Here is a 12,709-nt window from a genome sequence, read left to right as displayed (position 1 = left end):
CCCCCGTGACAATGAAAACTAGTCGGCCGAACTGTAGGGATGCCTCACAGATTTTGTCTATGCCGATGACCGTGCGTTATGGCAAATGGGACGAGAGACCTTAATGATCACTTAGTCTGCACCCGGGGTCACTGATTCCTGTACGGCGAGCACCGTCGCCTCCAGGGTCGGGTCCAACCCGATCGAGCTGCGGTGCGGTCGCCCGGCGCGCGGCGGAACCGCACCGACCTCGCGCAGCCACCGCCAGGTGTCGGCGACGGTCTCGGCCACCGGCCGGCAGGTCAATCCGGCAGCGAGGGCCCGGGTCACGTCCTGCTCCAGCAACCCCCGGTACGGGTGGCCACGCGGCAGCCAGATCGGCAGGTCGCTCCACGGCTGCACCCCGGCGGCGAGGATCGACGCCGGATCGGTCCACCGCAACCGGGCGTCGGCACCGGTGGCGGCCACGCACGCGTCGAGCAGCTCGCCCATCGTGGTCTGCGTCGGACGGCCGACCGCGTTGAACGTGCCGCCCACCTTCCGGGTGCCCGCGTCGAGCATCCACCCCGCCAGGTCGCGGACGTCGACGTACTGCACCGGCAGGTCGGCCGGGGCGGGGGCGAGCACGTCCCCGCCCCGCTCGATGCGCCGTAGCCACCAGGGCAGCCGGCCGATGTCCTCGCCCGGGCCCAGGATCAGGCCGGCCCGGGCGACCAGCGCACGCCCACCGAACACTTCCCGCACGGCGCGCTCGGCACCGGCCTTGAGCTGCGGGTAGTCGCCGTCGACGGAGCCCGGGTCGGCGTCCACCACCGGGGAGTCCTCGTGCAACCCCGCTGCGGCATGGTCGGTGTAGACCGAGCCGCTGGACACGTACACGTAGTGGCCGACCGTGTCGACCAGGGCGCGTGCGGCGTCGCCGGCGGCCCTCGGCGCACCGTCCCAGGTGTCCACAGCGACGTCCCACTCGCCGCCGGCGAGCGCGGCCAGACCGTCCGGCGCGGTGCGGTCACCCCGCAACCGGTGTACGCCGGACGGCACCGTGCCGTGCAGCCCTCGGTTGAACACCGTCACCGTCCAACCGCGGCGTACCGCCTCGGCGACGGTGGCCCCGCCCACGAATCCCGTACCACCCAGCACCAGCAGTCTCATGCGCTCCACCCTGCTGGCACCGGTCGGCGAAGGGCACCCCCGTTCGCCGGCAGCGGATCTGCCCGTGGCAGAACCGGACGGTGGTGCCGCCGTTCACCCGCTGCCGGTCGCCGGTCCGGCCAGCACGCTCCTGCGGCGCAGCAGCGCCGCACGTGCCCGACGGGCCGCCCGCAGGTTCAGGGCCGCCACCGCGCCGAGCAGGACCACAACGCCCAGCAGCGCCGGCTCCAGTTCGTGTCGCAGCAGGCTGATGATCAACGCGCCAACGCTGAATGCCAGCCAGGCTCCGACGCCGAGCCAGCCGGCGACCACCCGATCCCGGGCGAACAGCGGAGTCCGTCGAGTCACTGCCCAACCACCGAACACCGCCCAGCACAGGCCGATCGCCACCAGGACGGCGAAGGCCACGTTGGTGCGCGTCGGCAACCCGGGCTCGGTGGCCCAGAGCAGGCCGATCAGGGCGCTCGCGGTGAGACCGGTGAAGGCCAGGGCCAGGTAGCCGACCCGCCTGCGCAGCGACAACGGCGCGTCCAGTCGCGCCAGCACCTCTTCCGGAGTCATGCCTCGTACCCCTTCCGCACCAGCTCGTGACGTAACAACCTGCGGGCCCGGTTGAGCCGCGACTTGACAGTGCCGACGGGTACGCCGCAGATCAACGCGCAGGCGTCCAGCGGCTGGTCCTCCAGGTAGAACAGCAGAAGCACCTCCCGTTCCCGGGCGGGGAGCGCCGCCAGCGCCCCGGCCAGCGTCTCCCGGTCGACGACCTCCTGCGCCTCGTCGCCGCCGGGCAGGTCGTCGATCGGTTCGGGCTCCGGGCGGGCGTACGCGTCCCGCAGCCGGTTCATCACCGCCCGCCGGGCGATGATGAACAGCCACGGGGTGAACCGGTCCGGCTGCCGCAACTTTGGCAACCCCTTGAAGACCGCCAACCAGATTTCCTGCACCACATCGTCGTCGGACCCACCGAGCATCCGCCCGACGTACCGTTCGACCGCCGGATGCCAGCCCTGCACCAGCTCGGCGAACGCCTCCCGTTCACCCAACTGGCAGCGGACCACCAGCAACTCATCGCTCATCGGCCCTCCTTCGCCTGTTCAGTCGGCGTGGAAGCCCGGCAGGTTCACGACCCGCCACAGCGAGAACCGGCCTCGGCGGGTGGAGGGTCGCGACGGTAGACCCCCGCCCAGAATGCAGGAAAGCCACCCCGGGCATGGTCAACGAAGCCGCCGATTGCGAAACTGCTTCAATCTGCCTCAGCACAACCCGGACGGAGCAGGGAATGTCCAGCACCCCGCTGTCCCTGCCGCAGCCCTCCGCGCGGGCACCCGAGTTCGGCCACGACGCGCTCATCGTCTGCGAGAACCTGGTGCGGATCTACCAGACCGGTTCGATCGAGGTGCAGGCACTGCAGGGACTGGACCTGGCCGTGGAGAGCGGCGAGCTGGTCGCCGTCGTCGGTGCCTCCGGCTCGGGCAAGTCGACACTGCTGTCCATCCTGGCCGGCATCGACGCCCCCACCGCCGGGCGGGTCCGGGTCGAGGAGTGGAATCTGCTGACGATGTCCCGCGCGGACCGGGTGGACTACCGACGGCACACCGTCGGGTTCGTACGGCAGCAGACGGCGAGCAACCTGATCCCCTACCTGACCGCACGGGAGATGGTGGACCTGCCGATGACGGCGGCCCGTACCCCGAAGCAGGAACGCCGGGAGCGCGCGGCCGAGCTGCTGGACAGCCTCGGTGTCGCCGACTGCGCCGATCGCCGCCCCGGGCAACTCTCCGGAGGGCAGCAGATGCGGGTCGCGATCGCGGTGGCGCTGGCCAATCAGCCTCGGGTCCTGCTCGCCGACGAGCCGACCGGCGAGCTGGACGCGGCCACATCCGCCGAGGTCTTCGGTGTGCTGCGCGACGTCAACCGGCGCTACGGCGTCACCGTCGTCGTGGTCACCCACGACCCGGAGGTCAGCGGCCAGGTCGAACGGACCGTCGCGATCCGGGACGGGCGCACCAGCAGCGAGGTGCTGCGCCGCACCACCACCGACGCGGAGGGCGACACGCACATGATCGCCGAGGAGTACGCCGTGATGGACCGGGCCGGGCGGGTCCAGGTGCCCCGCGAGTTCCGCCAGGCGCTGGCGCTGACCCGACGGGTCCGGCTGGCCCTGGAACCCGACCACATCACGATCCATCCCGACTCGGGAAGCGGCGAATGAGTAGCGAGCCGCTGCTGAGCGTGCGCGGCGTACACCGGCGCTTTCGCACCGGGCCGACCGTCGTGCACGCCCTGAACGGCGTGTCGCTCGACGTGACCGCCGGTTCGATGGTGGCGCTGGTCGGCCGGTCCGGCTCGGGCAAGACCACCCTGCTCAACGTCATCGGTGGCCTGGACCGCCCGGACGCCGGCACCGTGCACGTCGACGGCACCGACGTGACAGCACTCGACGAGGACGGCCTGTCCCGGCTGCGACGCGACAAGGTGTCGTACGTCTTCCAGAGCTTCGGGTTGATCCCGGTGCTGTCGGCAGCGGAGAACGTCGCGGCCCCGCTGCGGATGGCCCGCGTCGCCCCAACCGAGCGCGAGCGGCGGGTCGAGTTGCTGCTGGAGCTGATCGGCCTGGCCGACCACGCCCGGCAGCGGCCGGCCGAGCTGTCCGGCGGCCAGCAGCAGCGGGTGGCGATCGCCCGCGCGCTGGCCGCCTCACCCAAGCTCCTGCTCGCCGACGAGCCCACCGGGCAACTGGACGCCGAGACCGGCCTGTCGGTGATGGCGCTGCTGCGCGGGATAGTGGAATCCGAGGGCGTCACGGTACTGGTGTCGACCCACGACGCGGTGATGATGGCCCTGGCCGACCGGGTGATCCGCATCCACGACGGTCAGCTCGACGAACAGGCGGCCGGGCAGCCGTACGTACCCGTGCCGGACGCCGGGTGACGCGACGATGAGGTTGGTCAGCCGGCGCGCCCGCGCGCAGTGGCCGTTGCTGGCAGCCCTCCTCGGGGTCGTCACGATCGGCGCGACCCTGCTGGGCACCTGCACCCTGCTCGTCACCCGCACCGCCGAGCGGGCGCTGGAGGTCGCCATGGCCCGCGCCGCCCCCGCGGACGTCGACGTGACCGTCTACACCGGCACCGTCGAGGGCCGCGACACGCAGTCCGTCGCCGCCGACACCCGTACCGTGGTGGCCTCCACGCTCGCACCGATCCCGGTGACGACAACCGCGCGGGCGTCGACGGTGCTGCGGGCGCTGCCGCCCACGCTCGCCACGGGCACCACAGTCCCGCCGCAGGCCTACCTGTCGGGGCTGGACGACCTACCGACCCGAGCCGAGCTGGTCACCGGGCGCTGGCCACAGCACCCGGGCGACGCGGTGCTGCTGGAGTCCACCGCACAACTGCTCGGCCTCACCCCCGGTCGCCGGGTACGCCTCGGCGCCGAACTGGCCCACGCGCCCGTCCCGGCCATCGACGTGACAGTCGTCGGTGTGGTGCGCCCCCTCGCGGGACGCGGCTGGGACCGTGACCCGCTGGCCGCGGCCGGCTCGGCCCTCGGCTACCGGGACGGCCGCTTCATGCAGCCGGTCAACGCCTACGGCCCGTTCCTCGTCGACCTCGCCGACCTGGTCACCACCGGCGCCACAGTCGACCGGATGGAGGTCACCGCCCATCCGGACCTGTCCCGCAACAACCGCAGCAACCTGGAGACCGTGGCCGGGGCCGTCGACAACGCCGACCGCCGGTTGGCCGGCACCCTCGGCGAGCGCGTCCAGCTCGCACGGGTCGCCTCCGACCTGCCGCTGACCCTGCGGACCGCCGACGACCAACGGCACGTCACCGCCGCCGTCGTGCTCGCCGTCGCCGTCCTCGGCGGTGTCCTGGCCGCGACAGCACTCGTCCTCGCGGGCCGGCTGACCGCGGGCATCCGCGCCGACGAGACTGCCCTGCGGGCCGCCCTGGGCGCCAGCCGTCGCCAACTCGCCGCCACCGCGACACTCGAGGCCGGGCTCGTCGCCGCCGTCGCCGTCGCCGTCGCGATACCTGCCTCGTCGGCCCTGCACGCCGGTCTGACCCACCTGCCACCGCTGGACGACGCCGGCCTGACCGTCCGGCCAGCCGTCTCCGGCGTCCAGGTCCTCGCGGTCGTCGGTGGCGCGCTGGTGCTCGCCGCCGTACTCACCGTCCTGGCGATCCGACCCGTCCCGGCGGCCGGCGAGCGACGTACCCGCCGCGAACTGCTGGCCCGATCCGGCGCCGACCTGCTGCTCGCGGTATTCGCCGCCGTCGGGTGGTGGCAGCTGTACGCGCAGCCCACCACCGCCAGCCCACGCGCCGACGCGGTCCGGGTGCTCGCGCCGGCACTGCTGCTCACCGCAGGTGCCGCCCTGGCTCTCCGGGTGGTACTCCCCGCCCTGCGCGGTGCCGACCGGCTGGCGTATCGCGCCCGCGGGCTGGCGCTTCCGCTGGCGGTCTCCGAGGCTGCCCGCCGGCCACAAGCGGTCGCCGCCGGTCTGCTCGTCGGGCTGGCCTGCGCGGCCGGCACCTTCGGCCTCGCCTTCGACAGCACGTGGCACCAGTCGCAACGCGACCAGGCCGCGCTCGCCGTCGGCACCGACCTGGCGCTCACCCTCAGCACGGCGCCGGTGGCCGGAGACGGCGCCGTCGTCAGCGCGGCCACCACGGGGGCGGTGAGCCCAGCCCTCGACCGTGGCACCACTGTCGGTCAGTGGCTCGGCACCGCCGGCGACGCGCCGCGTCTGGTCGCCGTCGACACCACCCGCGCCGACGCGCTGCTGCGCGGGCGGCTCGACAGCGAGCGCGGATGGGCGGACGTCGGCGCCGCGCTGGCACCACGCACCCGGGTCACCGGCCTCGCCGTCCCGGCCGGTGCCCCGCTCGTCCTGAGCGGAACCGCCTCCGGCGGCACCCCGCTCGCCGTGACGCCCCAACTGCTGCTGCAGGACGCCACCGGCCTGCGCACATCCTGCACCGGTCCCCCCGTACGGCTCGACGGTCGGGAGGTTCGGCTGCCCGACTGCGCGTCCGCCGACGGACTGCGCCTCGTCGCTGTCGCCCTGCCGATCGCCGCCGACCCGGTCGGCGGACGCGTCGCCGTGGCCGTCACGCTCACCGTGCCACCCGCCAGCTCGGCGGACAGGTCCACCGACGGGTCGGACTGGACCGCCACGTCCGCGCCGCCGGTCCCGGGCAGGTTGGTCGACCCGACGGTCATGATGTCCGCCACGCCGACGGGAACCGCGCTGCGGATGGCAACGACAGTCGACCTCGCCGGCGCCGACGACGCCGCCCGGACCCTCGTCGCCACCGCCTTCCCGGACCCCGGCCCGGTGCCCGTCGCCATCTCCGACCACTTCGCCAGCGAGGTCGGCGCCGATCGCGGCAGCAAACTCAGCGTCACGGTCGGCATCACGCCCGTCACGGTGGTCGTCACCGAGGTCATCCCGACCGTACCGTCCGCCCCCGGTGCCGCCGCCGTGCTGGCCGATCTGGACACGCTGTCCCGCGCACGCGTCGTCACCGGCGACCTGACGTTCCCGGTCGACGCCTGGTGGGTCGGCCGCCCGACCGAACCCGGTGCCGCCGAGCGAGCCACCGCCCTGCACCTGGGCACCGTCGCGACCCGCGAGGCGGAGACCGCCCGTCTCACCGACGGCCCGCTGAGCGCCGGGCTGCCGGCAGCTCTCCGGCTCATCGTCCCGGCCGCCGCACTGCTGCTGCTCGCCGGCGTCGTCCTGCACGTCACCTGCGATCTGCAGGTCCGCGCCGTCGAGGTGGCGCGGCTGCGCGGCCTGGGGATGTCCCGGCGCGACATTCGGGCCGTGCTGCTCGGCCAACATGCCGGCGTACTGCTGCCCCTGCTCGCGGCCGGGACGGCCGTCGGCGCGCTCGCCACCCGCGTCGTCGCTCCCCTGCTGGTGCGCTCCGACACCGGCGCGGCGCCCGTCCCGGTCGCCCAACCACACTGGCCGTGGCCGGCCGAGACCGCACTGCTCGCCGTCCTGCTGGCCGGATGCGTGCTGGCGGTCGCCGTCGTGGTCACCGTCCAGGTCCGCCGGGCTGACGCGGCGCACCTGCGGGTGGCACCGTGAACCCGTGGCTGACCCGCCGGTGGCCGACGCCGCACTGGCCCAGCGTCCGCAGCCGTGGCCGCACCGACGTCGGGCCGCTGCTGCTCACCGCCGCCGTCATCGCGACCGTCACGCTGCTCGCCGGGGCCGTACCGCCGCTGCTCCGCGCCGCCGCCGACAACGCCGTCCAGGGCACGGTCCGCGACGCCGGCACCGACTCGAACGTCCTGGCACACGCCGACTGGGAACGCGACGACGGACCCACCGGTGGTCGGGTCCGGATGCCCAACCTCGCCGAGGCGGTCGACGCCTTCCTCGCCCGAACGACGTCCGCGCTCGGGCCCGACCTGGACGCCGCGCTGCTCCCGCCCGTCGCCGTCGTCAACGGCCCGATCCTCAACATCACCGACGGCAGCTCCCCGCGTACCTTCCAGTTCACCTACCTGGCCGGTGACCTCGGCGGCCCGGACGTCACCTGGATCGCCGGCAGCCCGCCCGGTCCCGCCGTCTCCGACGAGTACGTCGAGGTCCCCTACGACGGACCCCCCTGGCCGGTGCAGATCGGCCTCTCCGAGGCGGACGCCGCCGCACTCGACCTCGACCCGGGCGACCGGATCACGGTCAAGGACGGCCAGGGTGGCGACAAGGACGTCCGGGTCAGCGGGATCTACCGACCCACGGACAGCGCCGACCCGGCCTGGCGACTCGCCCCGGCACTGCTGCGCCCCGTACCCGGCGTCGACGGCGTCGGGACCACCCGGTTCAACGGCCTGCTGTCGCGCGAGTCGTTACCGGACGCCCGGCTCGCCGTCGACGAGGACCAACTGCGACGCACCGTCCACTTCGCACCCGTTCCCGACGCGCTCACCTCGGACTCCACCACGGCGCTCGCCAGCCAGGTGGTCAAGCTCAAGGCGACCTCCGGCTCGTCGAGCGACCGCGACCAGTCCCTGAAGTGGGAATCGCAGCTCGACACCGTCCTGCGCGACGCCCGTACCCGCAACAACGCCGCTGCGGCACAGGCCGCCATCCTGCTCGCCGGGGTACTCACCGCCGCGGTGCTGGTCCTGCTGCTCGCCGCCGACCTGCTGGTCCGCCGCCGCACCCCGGTGCTCAGCATCGCCCGGCAGCGTGGGGCGGCGCTCCCCGACCTCGGCGCGGAACTGGTCATCGAGTCCGCAGTGGTGTCCCTGTCGGCCGCCGCCGTCGGGCTCGCACTCGCGCGCGCGGCCGCTCCGGGCGTCGCCTGGACCTGGGCCGTTCCCGTGGTCCTGGCCGGCGCCGTCGCCGGGCCGGCGTTCGGCACCCTCGCCGCCGCCCGCGCCAGCCGTGACCGACGCCAACCCGCCAACCCTGCCGCTCGGCGCTGGATCCGGGCCACCGGCCAGCTGCGCCGCGCCGCCGTGGAGGCCGCTGTCCTGATCGCCGCGATCGCCGCCTTCGTCACACTGCACCAGCGTGGGCTCGTGCCCGCCGCCTCCGACGGCGACACCGGTGAACTGACCGGCGACCTCATCCTGCCGGTCAGCGCCCTCTCCCTGGGCGCGCTCGTCGGCGCGCTCGTCCTGCTCCGGCTACTGCCCCTCGGGGCGCGGTTCGCGCTCCGACAGGCCCTGCGCTCACGCCGCCCCCTGGCCGTGTTCGGTGCCGCCCAGGCGACCACTACGGCCGGACGCGCGCTGCCCCTGCTGGTGCTGGTCAGCACCACGGCGCTCGCGTCGTTCGCGCTCATCCTCGGCGCCACCGTCACCCGGGGCCTGACCGACGGCGCGTGGAGCACCGTCGGCGCCGACGCCCGCCTCGACGTCGGCGCGGACGCCCAGACCGCCACGCCCGCACTCGCCGAGCGCATCGCCGCCGCACCCGGGGTGGGGCAGGTCGTCGTCGCGCAGGTGACCGACTCGGCACGCGTCTTCGCCGAATCGACGCTGCTCACCCCACGCCTGGTCATCGTGGACGCCGCCGCGTTCCAGCACCTGCTGGCCACCACTCCGCTGCCCGACGCGCCCGCGCTGGCCCGGCTCACGGCTCCCGGTCCGGGCCCCGGGGAGGTCCCGGCGCTGGTCCGCTCGAAAGCCGGCGAACTGCGCACCGGCTCACGGCTGCAGCTCCCCCGCGAACGCGCCCCGGCGATCCGCCTCGCCGCCGTCGGTACCGCTCCCTCCGTCGGCGGCGTCGACGACGTCGTCATCGTGGACGCCACGGCCCTTGCCCACGCCGGGCTGCCCGCCGTTGCGAACACCGTCTGGGTGACCGGTCCCGGCGCGGGGCGGGCCGTGTCGAACACCGGAGTCGCCTCCGACGTCGTGCTGCGTACGGACGTCCTGCGGGCGCAGCGGGTGGCTCCTTTGACGGCAGGGCTGATACGGCTGGCGTGGACAGCTACCGCGGTGCTGCTGGCGCTGGGGTTGCTCGGCCTCACGCTCGCCGCCGCCGCCGGTGCGTCGCAGCGGTGGCAGACCCTGACCCGGCTGCGGACCCTCGGCCTGCGGCCACGCGACGTCCGCTGGGTCGCCGCCGGCGAGTTGCTTCCGCCGGTCGTGGTCACCGCGCTGTGCGGCCCGCTACTCGGGGCCGTGCTCGCCCGCCTGGCGCTCGGCCCGCTCGACCTGCGGCTGCTCACCGGCCAGGCCGCCGACCCGGCGGCGGTCCTGCCGTGGTGGCTGCTGGGCCTGGTGAGCGTGGCGCTGCTGGCGGTGGCGGCCACCGTCGTACCCGTCGAGTCGGCGCTGCGGCGACGTGACCGGCTGAGTGAGGTACTCCGCGCCGGCGAATGACCGATTGTCACCCATGAAGAAAGAGGCCCGTCACCGGATATCCGGCAACGGGCCAACTGATCGCTCTGTGTGGATGGTGGGCGATACTGGGTTTGAACCAGTGACCTCTTCCGTGTCAGGGAAGCGCGCTCCCACTGCGCCAATCGCCCGTGGCAGCCCCGTAGGGCACATCGCGAGCGGACGACGGGATTCGAACCCGCGACCCTCACCTTGGCAAGGTGATGCGCTACCAGCTGCGCTACGTCCGCACGTCCCCGGCAAGCGCCGGCGACAGGTGAACTCTACCCGATGCCAAGATCGCTTGGAACGGCACCCTGGCCGGTCGCGGTTGCGTTGGTTCCGGCTGGGGTACTGAACGATCCGACAGCGCACCACACCCCCTAAGGAGGCTGTCGTGGGTATCGGCACCAGCATCTTCCTGATCGCGCTCGGCGCGATCCTCACCTTCGCACTGGACGCGAGCGTCGGCGGCATCAACCTCGACGTGGTCGGCTGGATCCTGATGGGCGCCGGCGTGCTCGGCCTGATCATGACCACGCTGATCTGGGGTCGCCGCCGCCAGGTCGTCACCACCACCGAGCAGCCGGTGGAGTACCGCCAGGTCGAGGAGCGGCGGGACATCGCCCCGCCGCTGTGACCCGGCCGGGTCCACCGCTGGCGGGGCCGCCGGGTCCACCGCTGGCGGAGCCGCCGGGTCCACCGCTGGCGGAGCCGCCGGGTCCACCGCTGGCGGAGCCGCCAGACCACCGCTGGCGGAGCCGCCAGACCACTGCGTATCCGGGCCGGCCGCCGCACCGACGGCGGCCGGCCCGTCCGCAGACGGCCGTCCGCAGACGCCATCGCTGACGGGGCAGGAGAGACACGAGGCAGGCGAGGTGCCGGCCGCCGCCGGTGATGTCGTCCACAGTGCCTGTTTCCGCTGGCCGAGGGGGTTGCCGCCCCCGCGTTACGATCCAGATCATGGAGCCTCTCGACACGGTGTTGGCCGCGCACCGGGCGTACCTGCTCGGTTGGAACATCGGTGTCGCCGGCGGGCCGGACCTCCCGACCTACCGCAGTGACGTGCCGCACGCACCCCTCAACGGCGTCCTGCGGGTGGTCGGGCGCACACCGCAGGAAGCGCTCAGCGAGGCCCGGAGGCGCCTGCACGGCGTACCCCGGATCTGGTGGGTCGGTCCGGACAGCGACGCCGGCACCGCGGACGGCCTGGTCTCCCTCGGCGCGGCGCAGGTCGCCCGCATGCCGATCATGACCGTGGGGACCGGGGCGGTCGCGGAGGTGCCGACTCCGGCCGGTGTGCGGATCGCCGAGACCACCGACCTCGCCACGTTCGTCCCGGCCTATGCCCGGGTGTCCGGAATCCCAGCGGACGGTGTGGCGGCGACGATCGAACGGGAGAAGGCATTCACCGGAGAGGGCACAGTGCTGCGGCTGGCCGGCCGCCTCGATGACGGCCGGATCGTCGCGACGGCCGTCGCCTGGATCAGCCACGGTCTGGTCACCCTCTACTTCGTCGGCACCCAGCCGCAGCAGCGCCGCAGAGGCATGGCGCGGCCATGACCAGGGCCGCCCTCGAACTGGCTGCCGAGCGGGGCGCCTGCACCGCCGCACTCACCTCGTCGGCCGTCGGTGAGACGGTATACCGCGGCCTCGGCTTCCGGCCGGTGGGCGAGTTCCGCCTGTTGACCTTTTGAACCGGCCCGCGCCGGCCGCCCTCCGCACCGCCTGCCGCCTGCCACCTGCCTGCCTGCCGCCTGCCTGCCTGCCCGCCGCCCGCCGCCCGCCGCCCTGATCGTGCTGGATCCTGGATGTAGTGGCCTCATCGACGGTGCGATACCACTACATCCAGGATCCAGCACGATCTTGGGATGGTGCGGGCCGGTAGGCGATGGTTGCCGGCGAAACCATTGACTACGGCGGTCAGACAGCGTTGTCTTTCCTGTGGCACCTGGGGAAGGGGAACGATGGTCGACGATTTGTCCCTCGTATTCTGCGTGAGCGCTGACGTGTCGGTACGCGAGCGAATGGTGCGGCGACTCGACGGGCTCGGCACTCTGGTCATCTGCACCGACCTCGCCGAGTTGCAGGCGATGATCGGCCCGCCCATGGTCAACGGGCCGGCCTCACTGCTCAACCCTGCCGCGCCCGAAGCCACCGCCGCGCCCGCCCCCGCAGTCAAGGCCGCTGCCGCGCCGCGGGCCGCCGCCGCGCCCGCCCCTGCTGCGACCTCGGGACGAATCAGCCTGCGTGACCTTGAGATCTACCCGCTCGATCACCTGGTGACGTGGCGCGGAGAACGGCTGAGCCTGACCCGACTCGAGCGCAACCTGCTCACCCAACTCGCCACCGCACCGGTCGGGGTCTGGACGTACCAGCGGCTCTTCGAATCGGTCTGGGGCTGCGCGTTCCTCGGCGACACGTCGAGCCTGCACTCGGCCGTGAAGCGGTTACGTCGCAAACTGCACGCGGTCGACGACGGCCTGCGCGTGCACACCGTACGAGGCGTCGGCTACCGGCTCAGCGTCGACTGATGACGTGGCACCACAAGCGAAACGGCTCGTCACCGGAATTCCGGTAACGAGCCGTTCTCCTCTGGCGATGTCCATCAAGTGCTCGCCGAGGTCTTTCGTGATCGTCACCCGTAGGTGGATCCTGGGACCCTCGACCGAGGTGGGTCGAGGGTCCGCGACCGATTTGAATCACGAGCGAGCCGTGTGCA

Annotated in this window: 11 protein-coding genes and 2 tRNA genes; 8 read left to right on the top strand and 5 right to left on the bottom strand. The window is 73.2% G+C overall.

The features are described from left to right. Window positions 1-111: 111 nt before the first annotated feature. The 3 genes from ACFYPG_RS17320 to ACFYPG_RS17310 form a co-directional block, all read right to left on the bottom strand. Complete coding sequence (locus ACFYPG_RS17320) at window positions 112-1,131, bottom strand: NAD-dependent epimerase/dehydratase family protein (protein WP_387352777.1); 1,020 nt, start codon at window positions 1,129-1,131, stop codon at window positions 112-114. Between the two features lie 93 nt (window positions 1,132-1,224). Further along, the gene (locus ACFYPG_RS17315) at window positions 1,225-1,692 is read right to left on the bottom strand and encodes a hypothetical protein (protein WP_387352775.1); all 468 of its coding nucleotides are present in this window, start codon (window positions 1,690-1,692) and stop codon (window positions 1,225-1,227) included. Continuing rightward, window positions 1,689-2,207 carry a sigma-70 family RNA polymerase sigma factor gene (locus tag ACFYPG_RS17310; RefSeq protein ID WP_355007053.1) on the bottom strand — a complete coding sequence of 173 codons (519 nt, stop codon included), beginning with the start codon at window positions 2,205-2,207 and terminating at the stop codon, window positions 1,689-1,691. The genes ACFYPG_RS17315 and ACFYPG_RS17310 overlap by 4 nt, the downstream gene beginning before the upstream one ends. A gap of 203 nt (window positions 2,208-2,410) precedes the next feature. Between ACFYPG_RS17310 and ACFYPG_RS17305 the strand changes: the two genes are divergently transcribed. The 4 genes from ACFYPG_RS17305 to ACFYPG_RS17290 are packed head-to-tail and all read left to right on the top strand — an operon-like array spanning window position 2,411 to window position 9,990. After that, window positions 2,411-3,343: an ABC transporter ATP-binding protein gene (locus ACFYPG_RS17305; protein WP_355007054.1), complete on the top strand. Its 933-nt coding sequence runs from the start codon at window positions 2,411-2,413 to the stop codon at window positions 3,341-3,343. Beyond that, window positions 3,340-4,062, top strand: coding sequence for an ABC transporter ATP-binding protein (locus ACFYPG_RS17300; RefSeq protein WP_355007055.1), 723 nt, complete (start codon window positions 3,340-3,342; stop codon window positions 4,060-4,062). The genes ACFYPG_RS17305 and ACFYPG_RS17300 overlap by 4 nt, the downstream gene beginning before the upstream one ends. A gap of 7 nt (window positions 4,063-4,069) precedes the next feature. Next, a complete protein-coding gene (locus tag ACFYPG_RS17295; protein WP_387352772.1) occupies window positions 4,070-7,234 on the top strand; it encodes an FtsX-like permease family protein in 3,165 nt (1,054 codons plus the stop codon). After that, entirely contained in the window at window positions 7,231-9,990 is a 2,760-nt protein-coding gene (locus ACFYPG_RS17290) for an FtsX-like permease family protein (protein ID WP_387352771.1), read from the top strand. Before ACFYPG_RS17295 ends, ACFYPG_RS17290 begins: the two co-directional genes overlap by 4 nt. A 74-nt stretch (window positions 9,991-10,064) precedes the next feature. Here ACFYPG_RS17290 and ACFYPG_RS17285 read toward each other — a convergent pair. Both ACFYPG_RS17285 and ACFYPG_RS17280 read right to left on the bottom strand, forming a co-directional pair. Next, window positions 10,065-10,139: transfer RNA gene (locus ACFYPG_RS17285), tRNA-Val, on the bottom strand. Between the two features lie 26 nt (window positions 10,140-10,165). Further along, window positions 10,166-10,238, bottom strand: a tRNA-Gly gene (locus ACFYPG_RS17280). Window positions 10,239-10,384: 146 nt separating this feature from the next. Here ACFYPG_RS17280 and ACFYPG_RS17275 point away from each other — a divergent pair. The 4 genes from ACFYPG_RS17275 to ACFYPG_RS17260 all read left to right on the top strand — a co-directional run bounded on the left by ACFYPG_RS17275 (window position 10,385) and on the right by ACFYPG_RS17260 (window position 12,521). Next, entirely contained in the window at window positions 10,385-10,627 is a 243-nt protein-coding gene (locus ACFYPG_RS17275) for a DUF6458 family protein (RefSeq protein ID WP_091400768.1), read from the top strand. Window positions 10,628-10,950: 323 nt separating this feature from the next. Beyond that, complete coding sequence (locus ACFYPG_RS17270; RefSeq protein ID WP_387352769.1) at window positions 10,951-11,550, top strand: hypothetical protein; 600 nt, start codon at window positions 10,951-10,953, stop codon at window positions 11,548-11,550. Further along, window positions 11,547-11,684 carry a hypothetical protein gene (locus ACFYPG_RS17265; protein ID WP_387352767.1) on the top strand — a complete coding sequence of 46 codons (138 nt, stop codon included), beginning with the start codon at window positions 11,547-11,549 and terminating at the stop codon, window positions 11,682-11,684. Before ACFYPG_RS17270 ends, ACFYPG_RS17265 begins: the two co-directional genes overlap by 4 nt. A 312-nt stretch (window positions 11,685-11,996) precedes the next feature. Further along, on the top strand, window positions 11,997-12,521 hold the full coding sequence (locus ACFYPG_RS17260; protein WP_355007088.1) for a winged helix-turn-helix domain-containing protein: 525 nt from the start codon (window positions 11,997-11,999) through the stop codon (window positions 12,519-12,521). The last annotated feature ends 188 nt before the right edge of the window (window positions 12,522-12,709 follow it).

The sequence above is a fragment of the Micromonospora sp. NPDC005553 genome (assembly GCF_042871765.1).
Classification (GTDB): domain Bacteria; phylum Actinomycetota; class Actinomycetes; order Mycobacteriales; family Micromonosporaceae; genus Micromonospora.
This window is presented reverse-complemented; position numbering and strand designations above follow the sequence as displayed.

Coding starts and splice junctions, on each gene's coding strand:
- ACFYPG_RS17320 (WP_387352777.1), bottom strand. CDS start 1,131: ATGAGACTGCTGGTGCTGGGTGGTACGGGATTCGTGGGCGGGGCCACC.
- ACFYPG_RS17315 (WP_387352775.1), bottom strand. CDS start 1,692: ATGACTCCGGAAGAGGTGCTGGCGCGACTGGACGCGCCGTTGTCGCTG.
- ACFYPG_RS17310 (WP_355007053.1), bottom strand. CDS start 2,207: ATGAGCGATGAGTTGCTGGTGGTCCGCTGCCAGTTGGGTGAACGGGAG.
- ACFYPG_RS17305 (WP_355007054.1), top strand. CDS start 2,411: ATGTCCAGCACCCCGCTGTCCCTGCCGCAGCCCTCCGCGCGGGCACCC.
- ACFYPG_RS17300 (WP_355007055.1), top strand. CDS start 3,340: ATGAGTAGCGAGCCGCTGCTGAGCGTGCGCGGCGTACACCGGCGCTTT.
- ACFYPG_RS17295 (WP_387352772.1), top strand. CDS start 4,070: ATGAGGTTGGTCAGCCGGCGCGCCCGCGCGCAGTGGCCGTTGCTGGCA.
- ACFYPG_RS17270 (WP_387352769.1), top strand. CDS start 10,951: ATGGAGCCTCTCGACACGGTGTTGGCCGCGCACCGGGCGTACCTGCTC.
- ACFYPG_RS17265 (WP_387352767.1), top strand. CDS start 11,547: ATGACCAGGGCCGCCCTCGAACTGGCTGCCGAGCGGGGCGCCTGCACC.